Annotated in this window: 19 protein-coding genes; 9 read left to right on the forward strand and 10 right to left on the reverse strand. The window is 60.7% G+C overall.

The features are described 5' to 3' along the window. Positions 1-17 precede the first annotated feature (17 nt). Complete coding sequence (gene bcp / locus B9A97_RS11235; protein WP_084365412.1) at positions 18-485, reverse strand: thioredoxin-dependent thiol peroxidase; 468 nt, start codon at positions 483-485, stop codon at positions 18-20. Between the two features lie 135 nt (positions 486-620). Between bcp and B9A97_RS11240 the strand changes: the two genes are divergently transcribed. Beyond that, positions 621-4,025 carry a YhdP family protein gene (locus tag B9A97_RS11240; protein WP_084365413.1) on the forward strand — a complete coding sequence of 1,135 codons (3,405 nt, stop codon included), beginning with the start codon at positions 621-623 and terminating at the stop codon, positions 4,023-4,025. Between the two features lie 61 nt (positions 4,026-4,086). On the opposite strand, the gene tyrS is transcribed toward B9A97_RS11240, so the two are convergent. The 5 genes from tyrS to B9A97_RS11265 form a co-directional block, all read right to left on the reverse strand. Continuing rightward, positions 4,087-5,340, reverse strand: a complete 1,254-nt coding sequence (gene tyrS / locus B9A97_RS11245; protein ID WP_084365414.1) for a tyrosine--tRNA ligase — start codon at positions 5,338-5,340, stop codon at positions 4,087-4,089. 136 nt (positions 5,341-5,476) lie between these two features. Next, positions 5,477-6,319, reverse strand: coding sequence for a patatin-like phospholipase family protein (locus B9A97_RS11250; RefSeq protein ID WP_084365415.1), 843 nt, complete (start codon positions 6,317-6,319; stop codon positions 5,477-5,479). 45 nt (positions 6,320-6,364) lie between these two features. After that, positions 6,365-6,574: a hypothetical protein gene (locus tag B9A97_RS11255; RefSeq protein ID WP_084365416.1), complete on the reverse strand. Its 210-nt coding sequence runs from the start codon at positions 6,572-6,574 to the stop codon at positions 6,365-6,367. After that, positions 6,571-6,996, reverse strand: coding sequence for a putative toxin-antitoxin system toxin component, PIN family (locus B9A97_RS11260; protein WP_084365417.1), 426 nt, complete (start codon positions 6,994-6,996; stop codon positions 6,571-6,573). The genes B9A97_RS11255 and B9A97_RS11260 overlap by 4 nt, the downstream gene beginning before the upstream one ends. Before the next feature lies 1 nt (position 6,997). Further along, on the reverse strand, positions 6,998-7,675 hold the full coding sequence (locus B9A97_RS11265; RefSeq protein WP_084365418.1) for an alpha/beta hydrolase: 678 nt from the start codon (positions 7,673-7,675) through the stop codon (positions 6,998-7,000). A gap of 216 nt (positions 7,676-7,891) precedes the next feature. Here B9A97_RS11265 and B9A97_RS11270 point away from each other — a divergent pair, with 216 nt between their 5' ends. The 8 genes from B9A97_RS11270 (at position 7,892) to sufA (ending at position 15,473) form a co-directional block, all read left to right on the forward strand. Next, positions 7,892-9,055, forward strand: a complete 1,164-nt coding sequence (locus B9A97_RS11270) for a cysteine desulfurase family protein (protein WP_084365419.1) — start codon at positions 7,892-7,894, stop codon at positions 9,053-9,055. 147 nt (positions 9,056-9,202) lie between these two features. After that, the gene (gene sufB / locus B9A97_RS11275) at positions 9,203-10,672 is read left to right on the forward strand and encodes a Fe-S cluster assembly protein SufB (RefSeq protein ID WP_084365420.1); all 1,470 of its coding nucleotides are present in this window, start codon (positions 9,203-9,205) and stop codon (positions 10,670-10,672) included. Positions 10,673-10,741: 69 nt separating this feature from the next. Continuing rightward, the gene (locus B9A97_RS29775) at positions 10,742-10,897 is read left to right on the forward strand and encodes a hypothetical protein (protein WP_179145271.1); all 156 of its coding nucleotides are present in this window, start codon (positions 10,742-10,744) and stop codon (positions 10,895-10,897) included. Between the two features lie 380 nt (positions 10,898-11,277). Continuing rightward, a complete protein-coding gene (sufC, locus tag B9A97_RS11285) occupies positions 11,278-12,033 on the forward strand; it encodes a Fe-S cluster assembly ATPase SufC (RefSeq protein WP_084365422.1) in 756 nt (251 codons plus the stop codon). A 28-nt stretch (positions 12,034-12,061) separates the two neighbouring features. Continuing rightward, positions 12,062-13,339 (forward strand): Fe-S cluster assembly protein SufD, encoded by a 1,278-nt coding sequence (sufD, locus tag B9A97_RS11290; RefSeq protein WP_084365423.1) that lies wholly within the window; start codon positions 12,062-12,064, stop codon positions 13,337-13,339. Next, complete coding sequence (locus tag B9A97_RS11295) at positions 13,332-14,576, forward strand: cysteine desulfurase (RefSeq protein ID WP_084365424.1); 1,245 nt, start codon at positions 13,332-13,334, stop codon at positions 14,574-14,576. The genes sufD and B9A97_RS11295 overlap by 8 nt, the downstream gene beginning before the upstream one ends. Before the next feature lie 10 nt (positions 14,577-14,586). After that, positions 14,587-14,961: an SUF system Fe-S cluster assembly protein gene (locus tag B9A97_RS11300; RefSeq protein ID WP_084365425.1), complete on the forward strand. Its 375-nt coding sequence runs from the start codon at positions 14,587-14,589 to the stop codon at positions 14,959-14,961. Between the two features lie 119 nt (positions 14,962-15,080). Beyond that, the gene (gene sufA / locus B9A97_RS11305; protein ID WP_084365426.1) at positions 15,081-15,473 is read left to right on the forward strand and encodes a Fe-S cluster assembly scaffold SufA; all 393 of its coding nucleotides are present in this window, start codon (positions 15,081-15,083) and stop codon (positions 15,471-15,473) included. Positions 15,474-15,531: 58 nt separating this feature from the next. Here the strand turns inward: sufA and B9A97_RS11310 are convergent, their stop codons facing one another. The 4 genes from B9A97_RS11310 to gcvH form a co-directional block, all read right to left on the reverse strand. Continuing rightward, the gene (locus tag B9A97_RS11310) at positions 15,532-16,947 is read right to left on the reverse strand and encodes a putative bifunctional diguanylate cyclase/phosphodiesterase (RefSeq protein WP_084365427.1); all 1,416 of its coding nucleotides are present in this window, start codon (positions 16,945-16,947) and stop codon (positions 15,532-15,534) included. 164 nt (positions 16,948-17,111) lie between these two features. After that, a complete protein-coding gene (locus B9A97_RS11315; protein ID WP_084365428.1) occupies positions 17,112-17,420 on the reverse strand; it encodes a flagellar basal body protein in 309 nt (102 codons plus the stop codon). A 245-nt stretch (positions 17,421-17,665) separates the two neighbouring features. After that, entirely contained in the window at positions 17,666-20,530 is a 2,865-nt protein-coding gene (gene gcvP, locus B9A97_RS11320) for an aminomethyl-transferring glycine dehydrogenase (RefSeq protein WP_084365429.1), read from the reverse strand. Continuing rightward, a complete protein-coding gene (gene gcvH / locus B9A97_RS11325; protein ID WP_084365430.1) occupies positions 20,530-20,892 on the reverse strand; it encodes a glycine cleavage system protein GcvH in 363 nt (120 codons plus the stop codon). Before gcvH ends, gcvP begins: the two co-directional genes overlap by 1 nt. Between the last annotated feature and the right edge of the window lie 146 nt (positions 20,893-21,038).

The following is a 21,038-nucleotide window of genomic DNA, read 5'->3' on the forward strand; positions in this document are numbered from 1 at the left end:
GGTATCAGCGATGCCTGTCACAGCGCGCGCACGGCCTGGAGCACGACTTCAGCATGCCCTGGCACCTTCACCTTCGGCCAGATCGCGGCAATCTTGCCCGCGGGGTCGATCAGGAACGTGCTGCGCTCGACACCCATGTAAGTCTTGCCGTACATGCTTTTTTCTTTCCACACGCCATAGGCCTGGCATGCGACCTTGTCTTCGTCCGCGGCGAGTGCCACCGTCAGATTGTGCTTGGCGGCAAACTTGTCGTGGCTTTTCACAGAATCGGGCGAAATGCCGATCACGACGGCGTTGGCTTGTTCGAAGTCCGAGGCAAGCGCGGTAAAGGCAACCGCCTCGGCGGTGCAGCCGCTCGTGTCATCCTTCGGATAGAAATACAAAACCACCTTTTTCCCGGCGAGGTTAGCCAGGGACAAGGTGCCTCCGCCATTGCTTGGCAGGGAAAATGCGGGTGCTGCGTCGCCGATCGAAAGCTCGCTCACGATAAGACCTTTCTTTTGCCGGTTTTGTGTATGTATAGCGCGTCGAGTAGCGTTATAGTGCGGGAGCGGTAATCGTCCAGCCCATGCGGACGGGCTTCGTGTGAATGCGGCCATTTGGAGAATAGACGAGACGGGATGGGAGATCTCCGCAGCGAGAAGCTGAACTTCCGCAGGAAAGATATTGTTTCCCTCGGCGACCTGCCGTCCTCGCAGGTGGCGGATCGCCTTGTCGTGAAGTGTCCTCCGGTGCGCCGGTCCATTGTCCGCAGGGTCTTGCGGTTCTATGGTGGGCTTTTCCTCCTTATCGGCCTGCTGGTTGCCGCCGCAGTGTCGGCACTCGAGAGCGGCATGCTTGACCGGAGCCTGTCGTCAGGCGCTCAGTCCGCACTCAATGCAGCCATGGCGCCGGACTTCCGGGTGTCCATCGGGTCGAGCGCCACACGCTTCTCGGGCAATCTGCATCTTGCTGTCGAGGCGCGCGATGTCGCCGTCACCAATGTCACTTCGGGCGAGGAAGTATCCAGAACCGAGATCCTGCGGATCATGCTGGATCCCGTCTCGCTGCTCAGCGGACAGGTGTCCATCAGCCAGATCGAGGCAGATGGCATTGCGCTGGATTCATCGCTTCTCTCCTCGGGCAACGCGCCCATCGACCTGTCGAAACTGCGGATCGACGCCATTCCCGGAACGCTTGAGCAAGGCTTCTCGTGGCTCGATCAGGCCGCCTCCTTCATGCGCAGAAGCGGAACCGACAGTCTCAAGCTGAACCGGGTTGCCGTGGGGCTGGTGGCCCAGGATGGATCGCCAAAGCCGCTCACGGTCGATGACTTGCAATTGATGCGCAGCAGCGCGCAAGGGCTCGCCCTGTCCGGCGTCGTCTCCTTCGCCGGCAACGACACCGAGTTTCGCGTGGACGCCGATCATGTGGGCGAAAAGACGCAGGCGCTGTCGGCGACTTTTGATTCCATCGAGCTTTCGCCCTTCATGCTGCGCCGAGACAAGGCGGGAGAAATTCGCCAGGGATATGCGGGTGCCGCGTCCTTGAACATTCGGGCCAGACGGGCGCTCAACGGGGCCGCCCCCGGCATCAGCGCCTCGATTTCCAGCCGCGACGGCATGTTCTATTTCGACGCGGTGCCGCAGGCCGTCGGTCGCGCTGACATCGCGCTGGCCTATGACTTTTCCAAGGACACGATCGAACTGATGCCGTCCGAAATCGAATTCGGACCGATGCGCGTGCCATTTTCCGGCGGTCTGATCGACCTCGACCGTTTGGAACGCGGTGGCAAATCGGGCTTCGGAATTGATTTCCTGGTGAACGACGCCTGGGCGGATGCGCCCGCTGCCGGCGAAGCGCCGTTTCCCTTTTCCCTCAAGCTGTTCGGGCGCTATCTTCACGAGGAGAAGCTGATCGATGTAACGGAATTGACGGCGCAGACGCCGTCGGGAAATCTCAACGGCAAGCTGCGGGTTTCGATGGCAAACCCATCGCCTGACATCCGGTTCAACGCGCAAATTCCGCAAATGCAGACCGGCATGGTCAAGCAGCTATGGCCCTATTGGATGGCGGCGAAACCCAGGCAATGGGTGTTCGCCAACCTGTTTGGCGGGACCATTCGAAATGGGTCGATCGACGTTCACATCCCCTCCGGCCGCCTGACGGTCGAGCCGCATCCGCTCGAATTGCGTGGCGATGAACTGCGGGTGGAATTCGATATCGAGAATGCCCGCATGAATATTGCCGGGGATATCCCGCCGGTGCGCGACACCAGCGGTCATCTTCTGCTGCAAGGCGAGACCCTGGCCGTGAACGTTACGGGCGGCACGTCCTATTTCGGATCGAACCGAAGCGTGAAGGTCGAAAGCGCGCAGATCGGCATTGCCTCTACCTACACGAAGCCGTTGATGGCCGACATCAGCGTTGCCGTCTCTGGCGAGGCTGCGGCTGTCGGGGAACTGGTTTCCTATCAGCCGATCAACGCCTTGCAGCGAACCGGCTTTTCGGCAGAGGACCTCAGCGGCCACGTCAAGGCCAAGGTCGATCTGCGGCTCGGCCTGATCCGATCGCAGCATCCGCCTGATCCGGATTGGAAGGCCGAGGTGCAACTGAACGACGTGGCTCTGGCGCGCGAGTTCGACGGCCGGAAAGTGTCTGCCCTGTCGGGAACCTTGTCCATCGATCCGGCTGCTGCTCGACTGGAGGGCAAGGGCGAGGTCGATGGCATGCCGATGGAGGTGACCCTTACCGAACCGATCGAAAAGGGCTCTCCGGTCGCCCGTGAACGACTGGTCAAGCTCAAGCTCGATGATGCCGACCGCAACAGGCTGGTGCCGGGGCTTGAAGGCGTGATCGATGGCCCGATCGAGCTGGAACTGACCCGCATCGATGAGAAGCGCCAGGCTGTGGTGACCGATCTTAGCCGTGCCAGCCTGACCGTGCCATGGGTTGGGTGGAGCAAGGGCAAAGGCGTTGCCGCCAAGACGCAATTCGAGATGAAGGACATCGATGGCGTCACCCATGTCGACAACTTTTCGCTGAAGGGCGATGGCTTCGGCGCCGATGGTCGTTTTGTCGTCAACAAGGCTGGACTGGTGTCTGCCGACCTGCCTCGGGTGCAACTGTCGCCGGCGGATGATTTTGCCCTCTCGCTCAATCAAAACAAAGGCAATTACCAGATCAGCCTCAGCGGCAAGTCAGCCGATCTGCGCTCGATTTTTGGCAAGCTAAAGAGCTCTGGCGACGGTGGAAAGTCGCAGTCCAGCAAGTTCACGGGCAAGATTGACGCCAAACTGGAGCGGGCGGTCGGCTTTCACGACGAGACCCTTTCGAACCTGTCGCTCCGTTATGTCTCGCGCGGCGGGAAGGTGTCGGCGGTCGATCTGTCGGCGGTGACCGATAGCAAGCAGGCTGTCGTGGCGCAGATGCGCGGGGAGGGTGGCGACAGCACGCTTTCGCTGACAAGCAGCGATGCAGGCGCCGTCGCACGTTTTGCCGATATCTACCGGCATATGCAGGGCGGGTTGGTCAACCTCAAGCTGAATGGGACCAATAACGGCCCCTGGGTGGGCTCCATTGATGTCCGCAATTTTCGGATCGACAATGAAGAGCGCTTGCAATCGATCGTCTCGACACCGGCCGACCCCTCCGGTCGCAGCCTGAACAAGGCGGTCAAACGCGATATCGACGTCAGTTCGGCCAAGTTCCAGCGCGGCTTCGCCCGGCTGGTCTATCACGACGAGGCCTTGCGGATCGACAATGGCGTGGTGCGCGGGGAACAGGTCGGTGCCACGTTCCAGGGGATGCTGCGGGACGCCGCTGGCAATATGGACATGACCGGTACGTTCATGCCGGCGTACGGGCTGAACCGACTATTCGCCGAACTGCCCGTCATCGGGGTCCTGCTTGGCAATGGTCGCGACCGTGGCCTGCTCGGCATCACGTTCAAGCTAGTTGGGCCGACCGACAAACCCAAGCTCAGCATCAATCCGCTGTCGCTGATTGCACCCGGTGTGTTCCGCCAGATCTTCGAGTTTCAATGACATCCAGATGCAGAAACGCCGGCGAGGTGCCGGCGTTTCATGTTGTATCTGACATCGGCGATCAGGCCGGACGAACCAGAATATGCTTCTTCTTGCCCAGGGACAACTTGATTAGGTTGTCGGCGGTGAGTTCGCCGCTGCCGATCACCTTGCGTTCATCCGCGATAGGCTGGTCATTGATGCGCACGGCGCCACCCTGCACATGGCGACGGGCTTCGCCGTTCGATGCGGCCAGACCGGCGCGCACGATCAGCGACAACAGGCCGAGACCGGCTTCGAGCTCTGCCGCCGGGATCTCCACGGAGGGCAGGTTTTCCGCAACGGCGCCTTCCTCGAAGGTCTTGCGTGCGGTTTCTGCTGCTTCCTCGGCCGCCGCCCGACCATGAAGGATGGCCGTTACTTCCGTCGCCAGGATCTTCTTGACCTCGTTGATCTCCGCGCCGCCGAGCTTGGACAGGCGTTCGATCTCTGCCATCGGCAGCGTCGTGAAGAGCTTCATGAAACGGATAACGTCCGCGTCCTCGGTGTTGCGCCAATACTGCCAGAAGTCATAGATTGGCATCAGGTCCGCGTTCAGCCACACGGCGCCGGACGCGGACTTGCCCATCTTCGCGCCCGATGACGTGGTGAGAAGCGGGGAGGTCAGCGCGTAGAGCTGCTGGGTGCCCATGCGGTGGCCGAGATCAATGCCGTTGACGATGTTGCCCCACTGGTCGGAACCGCCCATCTGCAGCCGGCAGTCATAACGCTTGGCCAGTTCGACGAAGTCGTAGGCCTGGAGGATCATGTAGTTGAACTCCAGGAAGGAGAGCGACTGCTCCCGGTCGAGCCGCGTCTTGACGCTGTCGAAGGACAGCATGCGGTTGACCGAGAAGTGACGACCGACATCGCGCAGGAATTCCAGATAGTTCAGCGGACGCAGCCATTCCGCATTGTTGATCATCATCGCGGCGTTGCCGGTCTTTTCGTAATCAAGATAGTGGGCGAAGACATGCTTCAGCGAGGTGATGTTGTCCTCGATCATGTCTACCGTCATCAGCTTGCGGGCCTCCTCCTTAAAGGAGGGGTCGCCCACCATGCCCGTGCCGCCGCCCATCAGCGAAATCGGCCGGTGGCCGGTTGCCTGGAACCAGTGCAGCATCATGATCTGGGTGAGATGCCCGACATGGAGGCTGGAGGCTGTCGGATCGTAACCGATATAAGCCGTCACGGTTTCCTTGGTCAGCAGGTCGTCCAGGCCGGTTTCGTCGGAAACCTGGTGGATGAAGCCACGCTCTGCGAGCGTGTGGAGGAAATCGGACTTAAACTTGGTCATGACCCTGGTCTTTCTGAGGATACGGACAGTCTTTCGCTGTGTCAGCACAAATGCGGGGCGGCTTTAGCATTGTTTTGGCCGATGTGCACCTGTATCGGCCACGAATCTTGACGCGTGGCGGTTCTCAGTTCGCCGGTCAGGATCCGGTTTGTTGCCGAGCAAAGGCCAAACCATCCCGCAATCCTACCTCATAGGCATGCCGGATGCCGGCTGCGTCGCCGACGGCGAACTTGCTGACGGGGATGTCCTCGCTCGGGCCGACGACGGTGCGGTTCGCCGCGGTCGGCGGGCTTCGACCATATCGGGTCGAGAGAAGCAGGGTCTTCCAGCCCTTCTCCTCGACCTCGCGAAGCTTGATCAAGGGCGGATTGTCCACCAGCCCGCCATCGAGATAGGCGCGGCCCCTGACGCGGCCGACGGGCATAAAGGGCGGTACCGAAGACGTGGCCATCAACGCGTCTACCAGTTCGCCAGGATAGTCCAGATGGTGCGTCGAGAGCCACACGGGTCGCAGCCCCATCCGGGCGCCGGCTTTCGAATGGCTCCCGTCGGTCATAAGCTTCTCGATCTGATATGCACCGATCGAGCCCAGCGCTCCGAGCGACCCCGGCATCCAGTCCGGAAGCCCGGATAGCTGGATCAGCATCGGCGGGGCCGCCTTTAGCGCCATGAGTTCTTCCTCGCCAAATTCGCTGGCCAGCAATTGCCGGAAGAGCGATCCGACGACCAGCGGCGATTGCCGTCGCCTGAGCGCTCGCCAGTCCACACCCGAATGCCCTTTCTCGGCGAATGCGAAGGCCGATGCGCGAACACGGTCGCCGACGCCCGCGAGAAACATGGCGCCGTGATAGGCGCCTGCCGATACGGAAACATAAAAGCGTGGAGAGAGCGTATGGTGTTCGCTGAAGGCCTTGAGGAAGCCGCTCTGCCAGTAGCAGCGATTTCCGCCACCCGCCAGGCCGACGGCATCAAATGTCATGGGTGGGTTCATTCCAAAATCGCAGTCTGAAATCGCAGCCGCAGGTCAGTCGCGCCGAAGCAAAGCGAGCGCCACGTCGATCTTGTCCTTGCCGCGTTCCTGCATGTCTCGAAATCTCTTATAGGCATCATATTGCTGCACCATTTCGGATGCCATCTCGGAGAGCAGGGCCTCTGGTGTCACACCCTTCTCCATAGCAATGAGATCGACCTTTTCTTGAACGTCGGTGCTCAGATTGATGGTCAGCGCGTTCATCTAAGAAGCCTCTTTGCCGTTTCTTCAGGGAGTTCGATTTTCAAATGCGGAAAACGCAGTTCTGCATGTGCGAAATCTCGCGTATTCGACGTCACCAGTATATGCGCATTCACCGCAATTGCCAGTTCGATCAGGTGATTATCGGCCTCATCGCGCAGATTGGGCCGCCAAGTGAAATGCGCTATTCCCCATTCGCACCTAGCAACAAACGCCTCAAGAAGGTCCCAGCGCTCTGCAAGCGACAGTCGTGCGTTCTTGAATGGAGCATCGCGGGAGAAAACGTCTCGGTACTCCATAAGGAGCGGGCCAGAAAGGTAGGGTTTGCAGCGCCCGTCGAGACACGCCTCGATCACTTTCGAGGCGGGGCCGCGGCCGATACAAGCGCTGACGACAACGTTTGTATCGGCCACGATCCGGATCATCTTACCGGATCCGCTTGGCGGCCGGTTCCGGAACCAGATCGCCTTCCAGGCGACGGTCGAGATAGTCTTCGCATTCGGCCAGCAGCGTTTCCACCTGGCCGTTGAAGAAGTGGTTGGCGCCCGGCACTGTCTTGTGCGTGATCAGGATGCCCTTCTGTGCCTTCAGTTTGTCGACGAGGCCCTGGACATCCTTTTCCGGCGCGACCTTGTCGCTATCGCCGTGGATGATCAGACCCGATGACGGGCAAGGGGCGAGGAACGAGAAGTCGTAGATGTTGGGCTGCGGGGCGATTGACATGAAGCCCTCGATCTCCGGGCGGCGCATCAGGAGCTGCATGCCGATCCACGCGCCGAAAGAGTAGCCGGCGACCCAGCAGCTCTTCGAATCAGGATGAAGGGTCTGCACCCAGTCCAGCGCAGACGCCGCGTCGGACAGCTCACCTGCGCCGTGGTCGAATTCGCCCTGGCTGCGGCCGATGCCGCGGAAATTGAACCTGAGAGTGGTGAAGCCGCGCTTCTGGAACATATAGAACAACTGATAGACGATCTGGTTGTTCATCGTTCCGCCGAACTGCGGATGCGGGTGCAGGATGATGGCGATCGGCGCGCTCTTCTCCTTCGAGGGCTGGTAGCGGCCTTCAAGGCGGCCTGCGGGGCCGTTGAAAATGACTTCGGGCATCGATACTCCGGTCCGGATCTTTTTTCAGTTCCAGTGCATTCAATTCAGCAAGATGACTTGACGTACGAAGTCAGCTTTTCTAAAACGCAGTTTAGAACTATTCGAAACTTTACGGCGTTCCATAAAGCTTGGGACGTGTCATAGGACATGCCAGGCGGAAATTTCAAGGAAAATGCGCCGGGTTTTGTTCCTTTACCCTCAACGTAGCCGAAGACGATGACAAAGCGCATCTATCTCGACTGGAATGCCACGGCTCCGCTGCTTGCAGAAGCGCGGTCGGCGATGCTGTCGATGCTGGATGCGCCGACCAACGCCTCTTCCGTGCATGCGGAGGGTCGGGCGGCACGCATGGCTGTGGAGGGGGCCCGCCGGTCGGTTGCTGCCTTGGTGGGGGCCGAGGCGGCGCATGTGGTGTTTACGAGCGGTGCCACCGAGGCGGCCAACATGGTTTTGACGCCGGCCTTTCGCATGGGACGTGCGCCGCTGGTGGCGAGCCGTCTTTATGTGTCCGCCATAGAGCATCCGGCAGTCAGGCTCGGCGGGCGCTTCCCGGCGGGTTCCGTCAGTGAACTTCCGGTCGAGCAATCCGGTCGACTGGATCTGGCGGTGCTTGAGGCAGCGCTGTCCGCCCATCCGCGCGAGACGGGTCTGCCGCTTGTGGCGGTCATGCTGGTCAATAACGAGACCGGCATTGTTCAACCGGTGGCGGAGGCGGCAGCAATCGTGCATCGCCATGGTGGCCTGCTGGTGGTCGATGCCGTGCAGGCGGCTGGCCGCGTGCCGATCGACATGGCGTCTCTGGATGCTGATTTCCTGTTTCTCTCCGCCCACAAGATCGGGGGTCCGAAGGGGGCAGGCGCGCTGGTGTCTCGCGGCGAGGTGCTGATGCCCGAACCGCTGATCCGCGGCGGTGGTCAGGAAAAGGGGCATCGCGGCGGCACGGAAAACGTGGCCGCGATCGCCGGCTTTGGCGCGGCCGCCCAGGTTGCTCGTGAGCGAATCGATGAACGGACCGCTGCGATTGGCGCGTTGCGCGACCGGTTGGAGCGCGGCATGGCGCAGGTCGCAAAGGATGTCGTGATTTACGGACAGGATGTGCCGCGGGTCTGCAATACCACGTTTTTCAGCCTTCCCGGGCTGAAAGCGGAAACCGGACAGATCGCATTCGATCTGGAGGGTGTCGCAATTTCTGCCGGCGCGGCCTGCTCCTCCGGAAAGGTTGGGCAGAGCCACGTGCTGCGGGCAATGGGGCATGAACCAAGGGTCGGGGGTCTGCGTATTTCTCTCGGAGCTTCCACGACCGAGGCGGACATCGAGAGAGCGCTTGCGGTCTTCGAGCGGGTGGCAGCACGGCGAAAGCCGGCCGGCAAGGCTGCCTGAGACCTAGTAATTAATTGCGGAAAGCCAAATTTCCGCTTGCCAAGAGGGGTGAAAAGCTGCCTCTGGCCACCTAAATAGGGGCGGGTTTCCCGCTTCAAACGTTGACAAGCCGCCGGACCTTGGACCCGGCGAGATTGGAGAACGCCAATGGCTGCCGTACAGGAAACGATCGATCAGGTGCGTCTGATCGATGTAGACCAGTACAAATATGGTTTTGAAACGACGATCGAGGTCGATAAGGCTCCGAAGGGGCTTTCCGAAGAGATCGTGCGGTTTATTTCTGCTAAGAAGAACGAGCCGGACTGGATGCTGCAATGGCGTCTGGACGCTTACAGGCGTTGGCTGACGATGGAAGAGCCCACCTGGGCGCGCGTCGATTATCCCAAGATCGACTTCAACGACATCTACTATTACGCCGCGCCCAAGAGCACGGCCGGACCGACGTCGCTGGACGAGGTCGATCCCGAACTGCTCAAGGTCTATGAGAAGCTCGGCATTCCCTTGAAAGAACAGGAAATGCTGGCGGGCGTGCAGCGTTCGAAGATTGCCGTGGATGCCGTTTTCGATTCGGTCTCTGTCGTGACGACGTTCAAGGAAGAACTGAAGAAGGCCGGCGTGATCTTCATGTCGATCTCCGAGGCCGTGCGCGAGCACCCGGACCTGGTGCAGAAATATCTGGGCTCGGTTGTTCCTGTTACCGACAATTACTATGCCACGCTCAATTGCGCTGTCTTCACGGACGGATCGTTTGTCTTCGTGCCGAAGGGCGTTCGGTGCCCGATGGAACTGTCGACCTATTTCCGCATCAACGAAAAGAACACCGGCCAGTTCGAGCGCACGCTGATCATCGCCGAGGAAGGCGCTTACGTGTCTTATCTCGAAGGCTGCACCGCACCGCAGCGCGACGAGAACCAGCTTCACGCCGCAGTCGTCGAGCTCGTTGCGCTTGATGATGCCGAGATCAAGTATTCCACCGTCCAGAACTGGTATCCGGGCGACAAGGACGGCAAGGGCGGTATCTACAACTTCGTCACCAAGCGTGGCGATTGCCGTGGTGACCGGTCGAAGATTTCCTGGACCCAGGTCGAGACCGGTTCGGCGATCACCTGGAAGTATCCGTCCTGCATCCTGCGCGGTGACGACAGCCGCGGCGAGTTCTACTCGATCGCCGTGTCGAACGGCCACCAGCAGGTGGATAGCGGCACCAAGATGATCCATCTCGGCAAGAACACGTCGAGCCGCATTATCTCCAAGGGTATTTCGGCGGGCTTTTCTCAGAACACCTATCGCGGCCAGGTCTCGATGCATCGCAAGGCGACCAATGCTCGCAACTTCACCAATTGCGACAGCCTTTTGATCGGCGATACCTGCGGCGCTCACACCGTGCCCTATATCGAAGTGAAGAACTCCACCGCCAAAGTCGAGCACGAGGCGACGACGTCGAAGATTTCCGAGGACCAGAAGTTCTACGCGATGCAGCGCGGGATTCCCGAAGAGGAGGCGATTGCGCTCATCGTCAACGGCTTCGTGCGCGACGTTATCCAGGAACTGCCGATGGAATTTGCGGTCGAGGCGCAGAAGCTGATCAATATCTCGCTTGAGGGGTCGGTCGGTTAATCTGGCGCGATTGTCTTGATGGAAGCGGACAGAGGCAAGCAAAAGGAGTGGAACTACCTGAGGGATAGGATGAAACGGCTCTACGACCGTGCCGGATATCTCCTCCTTGCCTTCGGCTTCTTGTTTGTTCTGTTCGTGGCCTTCCACTCGGATGATTGGCTGGTGATGATGTGGCGGGGGCTTTTGATCCTTTTCACAGGCGGGCGAAGCGATCCGGCGGGTTAAATGTCAGAGGTTCTCAGCGTGTCCCGGTTTGATGCCTTCGAATGTGTGCTAGCTGGGATTTTGGGCGTCCGGCCAAGACATGTGGTCAACTGAAGGTTTGAACAGGAATGATTTCACAGTCGGCAAAGCGGAAATTCCTGATTGGCTGGTTTGGCGTCGTGGCCGCAGGCTTTCTTCTGCATGTTGCTGGATTTGAGCTTGGGACATTTTTGCTGGGACTGACGATCTGGGCGCCTATCATCGGATACGTGCTTCTCCACTTTTTGCTTGGGATGTAGTGACAACAGGTCTCGGTCACGAAAATTTGCAATCAAAGCGCCCATAGGCGCTCGATCATCGACAGGCGGCCTTTGAACCGCCCTATGAACAGGAACAAAGACATGCTTGAAATTCGCAATCTGCACGCACGCATCGCCGAGGACGGCACCGAGATCATCAAGGGCCTGAACCTGACCGTGAAGGCGGGGGAAGTGGCTGCTATCATGGGGCCGAACGGGTCTGGCAAGTCGACGCTGTCCTATATTCTCTCGGGTCGCGAAGACTATGAGGTGACCGAGGGTGACATTCTCTATAACGGCGAGAGCATCCTGGAGCTTGATCCGGCCGAGCGCGCCGCCAAGGGCATCTTCCTGGCCTTCCAGTATCCGGTGGAAATCCCCGGTGTCGCGACCATGCAGTTCCTCAAGGTGGCGATGAATTCGCAGCGTAAGGCGCGCGGCGAGGAGGAGCTGAAGACGCCGGATTTCATGCGCCGCGTCAAGGAAGCCGCTGCCGAGCTGAAGATCAACCCTGACATGCTGAAGCGTCCGCTCAATGTCGGCTTCTCGGGTGGCGAGAAGAAGCGTGCCGAAATCCTGCAGATGGCGCTGCTGGAGCCCAAGCTCTGCATCCTCGACGAGACTGATTCGGGTCTCGACATCGACGCCTTGAAGATCGTCGCCGATGGCGTGAATGCGCTGAAGCGTCCTGATCGCGCCACGGTTGTGATCACCCACTACCAGCGCCTGCTCGACTACATCGTGCCGGATACGGTGCATGTTCTCTACAAGGGCCAGATCATCAAGAGCGGCGATAAGGCTCTTGCGCTCGAACTGGAACAGAACGGCTATGCCGATATCACCGGTCAGGCCGCCTGAGGCGTCCGGCAGGAAGGAGTAGCAAGCCATGACATTGCAAGCGGCTAACCGGCTCACCGCAGCCGAGACCCAGCTTATCGAAGCCTATACCCGCGAGATTGGCAGCCTGCCCGGCGACGCCTCCGTGCTCTTGAAGCGTGACGACCTGTTCGATGGGCTGAAGCGCCAGGGCCTGCCGACCCGGCGGGTGGAGAGTTTTCATTATACCGACCTCAAGGCATTGCTGCGTGCTCTGCCGTCAGATCAGGTCGGTGCGATTGGGCAGCCCGTCGCGCCCGTTGTCACCGAAACGAAGGTGCTGTCGGTGCTCCAGGGCGTTGCACAGGATGTCGGCAACCTTCCCGAGGGTGTAAGTGTTTCGCTCTATCGCGATCTGCTGAAAAGCGGTGCCGCGGCCGAAGCCTTGACCGCCCACGGCAATGACGACACGGTTGGCCGGATCAACGGTGCTTTTGTGCGCGATGGTTTCAGCCTTGCGGTTGCCGATGGTGCCGAGGTCGCGGGTCCGATCGAAATCCAATCGGTGCACGCTGCCGGCCATCTGCATCTGCGCTTCCCGGCTTCGTTCGGCAAGGGATCGAAGGCGACCATCATCGAGCGCCATGTCGGCCAGAGCGATGCCGCAGCGCTTGCGACTGTGGTCGCTGACCTGACGCTTGCCGAAGGTGCAGAGATCACCTGGATCATCCTGCAGGGCGAGGGCAATGCCGATAGCCATTTGGGTCAGATCCGGGCCGATCTGGGGCCCGATGCGAAGTTCCGCCTGTTCGTCATCAATGCCGGCGGCAAGCTGGTGCGCCAGGAAGTCCATGTCAAGACGAGCGGCGAGGGCGCTGATTTTACCCTGCGCGGCGTCAACCTACTCGGCGGCGATAGCCATACCGATGTCACCATGACGCTTGGCCACAATGTGCCGAACACGACCTCGACGGAGATCATCCGCAACGTGGTGTTCGACAAGGCCCGTGGCGTGTTCCAGGGCATGATCCGGGTGGCGCCCGATGCCCAGAAGACCGATGCGCGCATGGCCTGCAACACGCTGCTGATGTCCGACGAGGCCGAGTTCTCGGTGAAGCCCGAGCTCGAAATCTTCGCTGATGACGTGCAGTGTGCCCATGGCGCGACCGTCACGGACATCCAGGCGAACCATCTCTACTACCTGATGTCTCGCGGCATTCCGGAAAAGACGGCCCGTGGCCTGCTGATCAACGGCTTCGTCGCCGAGATCGTCGAGGAGCTGGAAGACGAGGCCCTGGTCGAGGCGCTGGAAACCATCATCACGGATTGGCTGGAGCATCATGGCTGACATGATCGGAAATGCAGGCGCTTATGACGTCGAGGCGATCAGGGCGGATTTTCCGATCCTGAGCCGCGAGGTCTATGGCAAGCCGCTGGTCTATCTCGACAACGGGGCCTCGGCGCAGAAGCCAAAGGTCGTGATTGATGCGATCTCCCACGCCTATTCCAACGAATATGCCAATGTGCATCGTGGCCTGCATTTCCTCTCCAATGCCGCAACCGATGCCTATGAGGCGGCGCGCGAAAAGGTGCGCCGGTTCCTCAATGCCGGATCGGTTGACGAGGTGATCTTCACCAAGTCCTCGACCGAGGCGATCAACACGGTTGCTTATGGTTACGGCAGGCAGGAGATCGGCGAGGGTGACGAGATCGTGCTCTCGATCATGGAGCACCATTCCAATATCGTGCCCTGGCATTTCCTGAGGGAGCGCAAGGGCGCCAAGCTGGTCTTCGTGCCTGTCGACGAGGACGGTGCCTTCCACATCGAGGATTTCGAGAAATGCCTGACGGAGCGCACCAAGCTCGTGGCGATCACGCATATGTCCAATGCGCTGGGCACCGTGGTGCCCGTCAAGGAGGTTTGCCGGATCGCCCATGAGCGTGGCATTCCGGTTCTGGTCGATGGGTCGCAAGGGGCCGTGCATATGCCGGTCGATGTGCAGGACATCGATTGCGACTGGTATGCGGTTACCGGTCACAAGCTTTACGGCCCCTCGGGCATCGGCGTTCTCTACGGCAAGATGGATCGTCTGAAGGCCATGCAGCCCTTCATGGGCGGTGGCGAGATGATCATCGAGGTGAGCGAGGATCGCGTCACCTACAACGATCCGCCGCATCGCTTCGAGGCCGGCACGCCGCCGATCGTGCAGGCGATCGGGCTCGGCTATGCGCTGGACTACATGGAAAAGATCGGCCGGGCGGCAATTGCCGCCCATGAGGCCGACCTGACGGCCTATGCGCATGAGCGGCTGACTGCGATCAACTCGCTGAGGATCTTCGGCAATGCGCCGGGCAAGGGCGCGATCTTTTCCTTCGAACTCGCCGGCATCCATGCGCATGATGTGTCGATGCTGATCGATCGGCAGGGCGTCGCGGTTCGTGCGGGAACCCATTGCGCGCAGCCGCTTCTGGCCCGCTTCGGCGTGACCTCCACCTGCCGGGCCTCGTTCGGCATGTATAATACGCGGGCGGAGGTCGACAAGCTTGCCGATGCTCTCGACCACGCGCGCAAATTCTTCGGCTGAGGACACAGTGATGAGCGATACGGAAGACAAAGCCGATGTCCGCAAGGACATCATCAATTCGGCCATCCCGCCGGAAGAACTGGCGCGCCTGTCGGACGACATCGTCGCAGCCCTCAAGACGGTCTACGATCCGGAAATTCCGGCCGATATCTTCGAACTCGGGCTGATCTACAAGATCGATATCGAAGATGACCGAATGGTCAAGATAGACATGACCCTGACCGCCCCGGGTTGCCCGGTGGCCGGCGAAATGCCGGGCTGGGTGGAAAATGCCGTCAGTTCCGTCGAAGGCGTCTCTGGAGTCGAGGTCAAGATGACCTTCGATCCGCCGTGGTCGCCCGACCGCATGTCCGAGGAAGCGCAGGTTGCGCTCGGCTGGTATTGATCGGTTAAGCCTGCACCACTAGATTAATGTCAAATCACCGGTGCTTGGGGGTCAACAAGCAGTCAGAATGCCAATGCTGATTGAGTTTGTCCCGATCCGGTCGAGTTGAGGAGAATGAGATGGGCTTTCAGGTTATGACGCTAAGCGAGGCTGCGGCCCAGCGCGTCAAGACGATCGTGGAGAATTCCGGTCCCGACGCGAAGGGTATACGCGTCGGCATCAAGAAGGGCGGCTGCGCCGGCATGGAATATACGATCGATCTCGTATCCGAGCCGAACCCCAGGGATGACCTGATCCAGCGCGACGGCGCCAGCGTCTGGGTCGATCCGTCGGCCGTTCTCTATCTGCTCGGCACCGAAATGGGCTTTGAGACGACGACGCTGCGGTCCGGCTTTACCTTCCACAATCCCAACCAGACCTCGGCCTGCGGCTGCGGTGAGTCGGTCGAGCTCAAGGCCGCCGATCTTGCGCTGCTGGCTCGGGAGCGCGGGGCCGATGCCGTACGCACCTGAGCGGTACATTCATCGATAACGACAGGGCTCGGAGCGATCCGGGCCTTTTTATGTCTGGCTATGACCGCGCGACCGGTGACGCGCTCCGTTGAAACCGACCAGCACGTTCCGTGGTGAGCGAAACCAGGGCTGCCCGGTGGGCCATGGCCTGGGCATAGTCTTCGAAGGTGGCGAGCGGTACGGGCCGGCCAAAGTGATAGCCCTGGAACTCGTGGCAGCCGATCTCCATCAGGAAATTATGCTGGGCGCTGGTTTCGACGCCTTCGGCCAGCACGACCAGATCCAGTTCGATACCCATCTGCACGATGCTCTTGATCAGCGCGGCGCCTTGGGCACTGGCAAGAGCTTCCTCGACAAAGCTGCGGTCGATCTTCAATTGCCGGATCGGCAGGCTCCTGAGGTAGCTCAGGGAAGAATAGCCGGTGCCGAAATCATCAAGCGCGAACGTGATGCCGGTCGCCCGCAGCACATTCATCCGGGCAACGACCGAGGTCATGCCCGAGACGACCACGCTTTCCGTCAGTTCGAGCTTCAGGCGCGTCGGGTCGATGCCATGGCTATAAACCATCTCCAGGACCGACTGATCGAATTTTTCGACACCGAACTGCACGGCACTGACATTGACGGCCAGCGTCAGCCTGGCGAGCACCGGATCCTTGCTCCATGAAGACAGCGTGCGGCACGCTTCTGCCAGCACCCAGTCGCCCAGCAGCGGCATCAGGCCGCAATCTTCGGCGGCGGTAATGAATTCGCCCGGCGGGATGTAGCCGCGCTGCGGATGCTTCCAGCGCAGTAGTGCCTCGGCGCCGACGACCTGGCCCGCCCGGTTGAGCTGCGGCTGGTAGAAGAGTTCCAGCTCATTGCGGCGTATGGCTCCGCGCAATTGCCGTTCCATGCCCTTATGGCGCTGCAGTTCCCGTTCCATGGCCACCACGCCTCCGCACATCATCAAGACGGCAAGGACGCTGTTGATCCAGGTGCCCATCACCCTGATGTCGTCGGGAATGGGCTCGGCAAAGGAGAAATGCAGGTCGGCACTGGAAAATGTCACGAAGGCAGCAAGGCAGCCCGCTATGACGGCCAGTTGGATGTTTGACTTGCGCCTGAGATAGTTGATGTAGGCGAGGATCGCGAGAACTGGCAAAAACAGATGGGAAACGCGGGGATAGCCGGGGCTGGGCACGTCGAACAGCAGGCAGAAGCCGATGGCGAAGGCCAGCAGCGCCACTTCCGTGCAGACCAGAGCCGCATTCAGGTGACCGGCGCGGATCAGAAGCCAGCTGACGAGGCCAATCGCGGCGAAGACGAGTTCAACCGCCGCCAGCAGCCACCATTGATTGGCGGCAAAGATCGCGCCCCACAACACACCGACAAAGACGACTGCGAGGGCGGCCGCCTTGTAGGCATGGATAAACCGCCGCGATCGCTTGTCGCTGGGTAGGACCTGTTTCGTCGTGGGCTGGGTTGGCGCCAAAAGTCGTCTCACATCGATCGACTGTCTCTAAGGGCAGTCCTTGTTTTTGCAGATGCTAACAAAGCGAATTTAAAAATTCGTCTTTGAACTGGTGAGAATGTCCTAGATTTGCGCGTTTCCCGGGCAAAGCGGGCGCCGTTCCCAGTGCGCGACGTGACCAGAGCTCAATCCCTAACCATCGTCATCAGCACGTCCCACATATCCGCGCCCGTTTCGAACACTGCGGCATTTGCCTTGAAGGTTGTGCTGGTCTCAAGAAGGTCGAACATTTCCTGGCCGAGATCGACCGGGGCTCCCTGGTCCTGAGATACCGATGCGGACACGCCGCCACCTGGCGCGGTCGAGAGATTGACCTGTTGGCGGGCATAGCCAGGGGTCAGGGCATTGGCAACGTTGTTGGCGGTGGCAGCGCTTCGGGTCGCGCCGGCCTGCATGCCCGATACCGCATTGGTCATTGCAATCGAAAGGCTCATTGCAGGCATCTCCGCAGGATCACTGCATGAGCCATACCCCAATCACATTAGCAAAGGCTTGAAAGACAGGGTTGACGGAGTTTTGCGCGCGATGGCGGGGTGTTTCGTAGTGGGACGAGCGGCGGAGCGCCAAAGTACCGGCGTGGTGCGAAGCCTGCCGCAAAACACGCCGCTGTGGTTCAGGCCGCCAAGTCGACGCCCTGATTGGAAGGGAAGGGCCCGCCTCTCGGCGAGCCCCTCGGCCTTCACTCAGCCGCCTCCGCATACTCGCTCATCGGCGGGCAGGTGCAGACGAGGTTGCGGTCGCCATAGACATTGTCGACGCGATTGACCGGGGACCAATACTTGTCCACCCGGAAGGCGCCCGGCGGGTAGCAGGCCTGTTCGCGGCTATAGGGGCGATCCCAATTGCCGACCAAGTCTTCGACCGTATGCGGGGCATTCTTGAGCGGATTGTTGGTCTTGTCCGCGCGGCCCTCCTCGATGGCGCGGGCTTCCTCGCGGATCGCCAGCATGGCCTCGCAGAACCGGTCGATTTCGGCTTTGGTTTCCGATTCGGTCGGCTCGATCATCAAGGTGCCCGCAACCGGCCAGCTCATGGTCGGCGCATGGAAGCCGCAATCGATCAGGCGCTTGGCGACATCGTCCACGGTCACGCCCGCCGAGTCGGCCAGCGGCCGCACATCGATGATGCATTCATGGGCCACGCGTCCGGTGTCGGACTTGTACAGCACCTCATAGGGGCCGGTGAGCCTTGCTGCGATATAGTTGGCGTTGAGGATCGCCACCTTGGTTGCCTGGGTGAGGCCGGCACCACCCATCATCAGGCAATAGGACCAACTAATCGGCAGGATCGAGGCGGAGCCATAGGGTGCCGCAGAGACCGCGCCGGGGCGTCCATCCGTCTCGGGATGACCGGGCAGATAGGGCGCCAGATGGGCCTTCACGCCGATCGGGCCCATGCCCGGACCGCCGCCGCCATGGGGAATGCAGAAGGTCTTGTGCAGGTTAAGATGGGAAACGTCGGAGCCGATATCGCCAGGCCGTGCCAGACCCACCATGGCATTCATGTTGGCGCCGTCGAGATAGACCTGGCCGCCATGCTGGTGGGTGATCTCGCAGATCTCCCGCACCGTCTCCTCGAACACGCCATGCGTCGAGGGATAGGTGATCATGCAGCAGGACAGGTTTTCCCGGTGTTGCTCCGCCTTGGCGCGGAAGTCGTCGAGATCGACGTCGCCGTTGTCGCGGGCTTTCACCGGAACCACCAGCATGCCGGCCATCTGCGCCGAGGCCGGATTGGTGCCATGGGCCGAGGTCGGAATCAGGCAGACATTGCGATGGGCGTCGCCGCGGGCGAGGTGGTAGTTGCGGATGGTCAGTAGACCCGCATATTCACCCTGCGCTCCCGAATTCGGCTGCATCGAGAAGGCATCATAGCCTGTCACGGCGCACAGCTTTTCGGAGAGGTCGTCGATCATTTCCTTGTAGCCCAGCGCCTGGTCTGCCGGAGCGAAAGGATGGATCTCGGAAAATTCCGGCCAGGTGATCGGCAGCATTTCCGCGGTCGCATTGAGTTTCATGGTGCAGGAACCGAGCGGGATCATCGCCCGATCCAGCGCCAGATCGCGATCCGACAGGCGGCGGATATAGCGGGTCATCTCGCTTTCCGCGCGGTTCATGTGGAAGATCGGATGGGTGAGATAGGGGCTCTGCCTCAGGAGATCCTTAGGCAGGCGATAGTCGGGCGTGAAGTCGGCAATTGCAAAAGCCCCACCGAAGGCGCGCCAGACGGCTTCGAGGGCTGCCGGCCGCGTGCGCTCGTCCACCGTGATCCCGATCCGTGAGGTGCCGACCTTGCGCAGATTGACGCCCTCGGCAACGGCTGCCCTGAGGATGAGGCCCTGCATGTGGCCGACATCCACCGTGATGGTGTCGAAGAAGGTGTCGGGCTCGATGGCGTAGCCGAGCTTTTCCAAGCCCTTGGCCAGCAGCACGGCCTTCTGGTGCACCTGCTGGGCGATCGCCTTGATGCCCTCGGGGCCGTGGAATACGGCATACATAGACGCCATGACCGCCAGCAGCACCTGGGCGGTGCAGATGTTGGAGGTCGCCTTTTCGCGGCGGATATGCTGCTCGCGGGTCTGGAGGCTCAGACGATAGGCGCGGTTGCCACGGGCGTCGACCGAGACGCCGACCAAGCGGCCGGGCATGGAGCGCTTATAGGCATCCTTGACCGCCATATAGGCCGCATGCGGGCCGCCATAGCCGACGGGTACGCCGAAGCGCTGGGTGGTGCCGATGGCGATATCGGCGCCCATCTCGCCCGGCGATTTCAAGAGCGCCAGCGCCAGCGGGTCGGCTGCAACCGTTGCAATGGCGCCGGTCTGGTGCAGGCGGGCGATCAGGCCGGTGAAATCCCTTACATGGCCATGGGTGCCGGGATACTGGAAGATGGCACCGAAAACGTCCACCGGATCGAGGTCTGCAAAGGGATCGCCGACGATCACTGTCCAGCCCAGCGGCTCGGCGCGGGTCTGGATCAGGGCGATGGTCTGCGGGTGGCAGTTCTGATCGACGAAGAAAGCCTTGGCCTTGGATTTCGACACGCGCTCGGCCATGGCCATGGCTTCAGCCGCGGCGGTTGCCTCATCAAGAAGCGAGGCGTTGGCGACGTCTAAGCCGGTGAGGTCGCAGACCATTGTCTGGTAGTTCAACAGCGCTTCGAGGCGACCCTGGCTGATCTCGGGCTGGTAGGGCGTATAGGCCGTATACCAGGCCGGGTTTTCCAGGATGGTGCGCTGGATGACCGGCGGCGTGATGGTGCCGTGATAGCCCTGGCCGATCAGCGAGACCATCGGCTTGTTCATGTTGGCCGTCTCGCGCAGCTTGTCGAGCGCCTCACGCTCGGTCATCGGGGCGCTCCAGGTCAGCGGCGCCTTCTGGCGGATCGAGCCGGGAACGGTGGCGTCGATCAGTGCATCCAGCGAGGGAAAGCCGACAACCCCAAGCATCTCGGTCATTTCGGCCGGGGAGGGGCCGATATGCCGGCGATTGGCGAAATCATAGGGCTGGTAATCGGTGAAGGTGAATTCGGTGGGTGTCGTCATCAGGCGATCAGCTCCTTATAGGCCGCTTCATCCAGCAGGCTGTCGGCGTCGCCGGCATTGGCAAGCTTCAGCTTGAAGAACCAGGCCTTGCCCTCGGGGTCCGAATTGACCAGCGAGGGGTCGTCGACGATCGCCTGGTTGACCTCGGTGATCTCACCATCAAGCGGACAATAGACTTCGGATGCTGCCTTGACGGATTCCACCGTGGCCGCATCGTCACCCTTGGAGAAGGTTGAGCCGACTTCGGGCAGTTCGACAAAAACCAGGTCGCCCAGCTGTTCGGCTGCGTGCGTGGTGATCCCCACGGTGGCGACGCCATCCTCAAGCTTCAGCCATTCGTGTTCGGCGGTGTATTTCAGCATGATTTTAGTCCTCTCTGAAGGAAGTTTTGAATTGGTTTGGCTGAGGGAGCACGCGAGCCCCCCCCTCTGGCCTGCCGGCCATCTCCCCCACAGGTGGGGAGATCGGATCGGCGCACCCTTGTCCCCACCAATTGACGCCGACGAAG

Source organism: Rhizobium sp. RU36D (assembly GCF_900176345.1).
Lineage (GTDB): Bacteria > Pseudomonadota > Alphaproteobacteria > Rhizobiales > Rhizobiaceae > Allorhizobium.

Coding starts and splice junctions, on each gene's coding strand:
- B9A97_RS11270 (WP_084365419.1), top strand. CDS start 7,892: ATGACAAAGCGCATCTATCTCGACTGGAATGCCACGGCTCCGCTGCTT.
- sufD (WP_084365423.1), top strand. CDS start 12,062: ATGACATTGCAAGCGGCTAACCGGCTCACCGCAGCCGAGACCCAGCTT.
- B9A97_RS11265 (WP_084365418.1), bottom strand. CDS start 7,675: ATGCCCGAAGTCATTTTCAACGGCCCCGCAGGCCGCCTTGAAGGCCGC.
- B9A97_RS11295 (WP_084365424.1), top strand. CDS start 13,332: ATGGCTGACATGATCGGAAATGCAGGCGCTTATGACGTCGAGGCGATC.
- B9A97_RS11300 (WP_084365425.1), top strand. CDS start 14,587: ATGAGCGATACGGAAGACAAAGCCGATGTCCGCAAGGACATCATCAAT.
- B9A97_RS11240 (WP_084365413.1), top strand. CDS start 621: ATGGGAGATCTCCGCAGCGAGAAGCTGAACTTCCGCAGGAAAGATATT.
- sufA (WP_084365426.1), top strand. CDS start 15,081: ATGGGCTTTCAGGTTATGACGCTAAGCGAGGCTGCGGCCCAGCGCGTC.
- B9A97_RS11255 (WP_084365416.1), bottom strand. CDS start 6,574: ATGAACGCGCTGACCATCAATCTGAGCACCGACGTTCAAGAAAAGGTC.
- B9A97_RS11250 (WP_084365415.1), bottom strand. CDS start 6,319: ATGACATTTGATGCCGTCGGCCTGGCGGGTGGCGGAAATCGCTGCTAC.
- sufB (WP_084365420.1), top strand. CDS start 9,203: ATGGCTGCCGTACAGGAAACGATCGATCAGGTGCGTCTGATCGATGTA.
- sufC (WP_084365422.1), top strand. CDS start 11,278: ATGCTTGAAATTCGCAATCTGCACGCACGCATCGCCGAGGACGGCACC.
- B9A97_RS11260 (WP_084365417.1), bottom strand. CDS start 6,996: ATGATCCGGATCGTGGCCGATACAAACGTTGTCGTCAGCGCTTGTATC.
- gcvH (WP_084365430.1), bottom strand. CDS start 20,892: ATGCTGAAATACACCGCCGAACACGAATGGCTGAAGCTTGAGGATGGC.
- tyrS (WP_084365414.1), bottom strand. CDS start 5,340: ATGACCAAGTTTAAGTCCGATTTCCTCCACACGCTCGCAGAGCGTGGC.
- gcvP (WP_084365429.1), bottom strand. CDS start 20,530: ATGACGACACCCACCGAATTCACCTTCACCGATTACCAGCCCTATGAT.
- B9A97_RS29775 (WP_179145271.1), top strand. CDS start 10,742: ATGAAACGGCTCTACGACCGTGCCGGATATCTCCTCCTTGCCTTCGGC.
- B9A97_RS11315 (WP_084365428.1), bottom strand. CDS start 17,420: ATGAGCCTTTCGATTGCAATGACCAATGCGGTATCGGGCATGCAGGCC.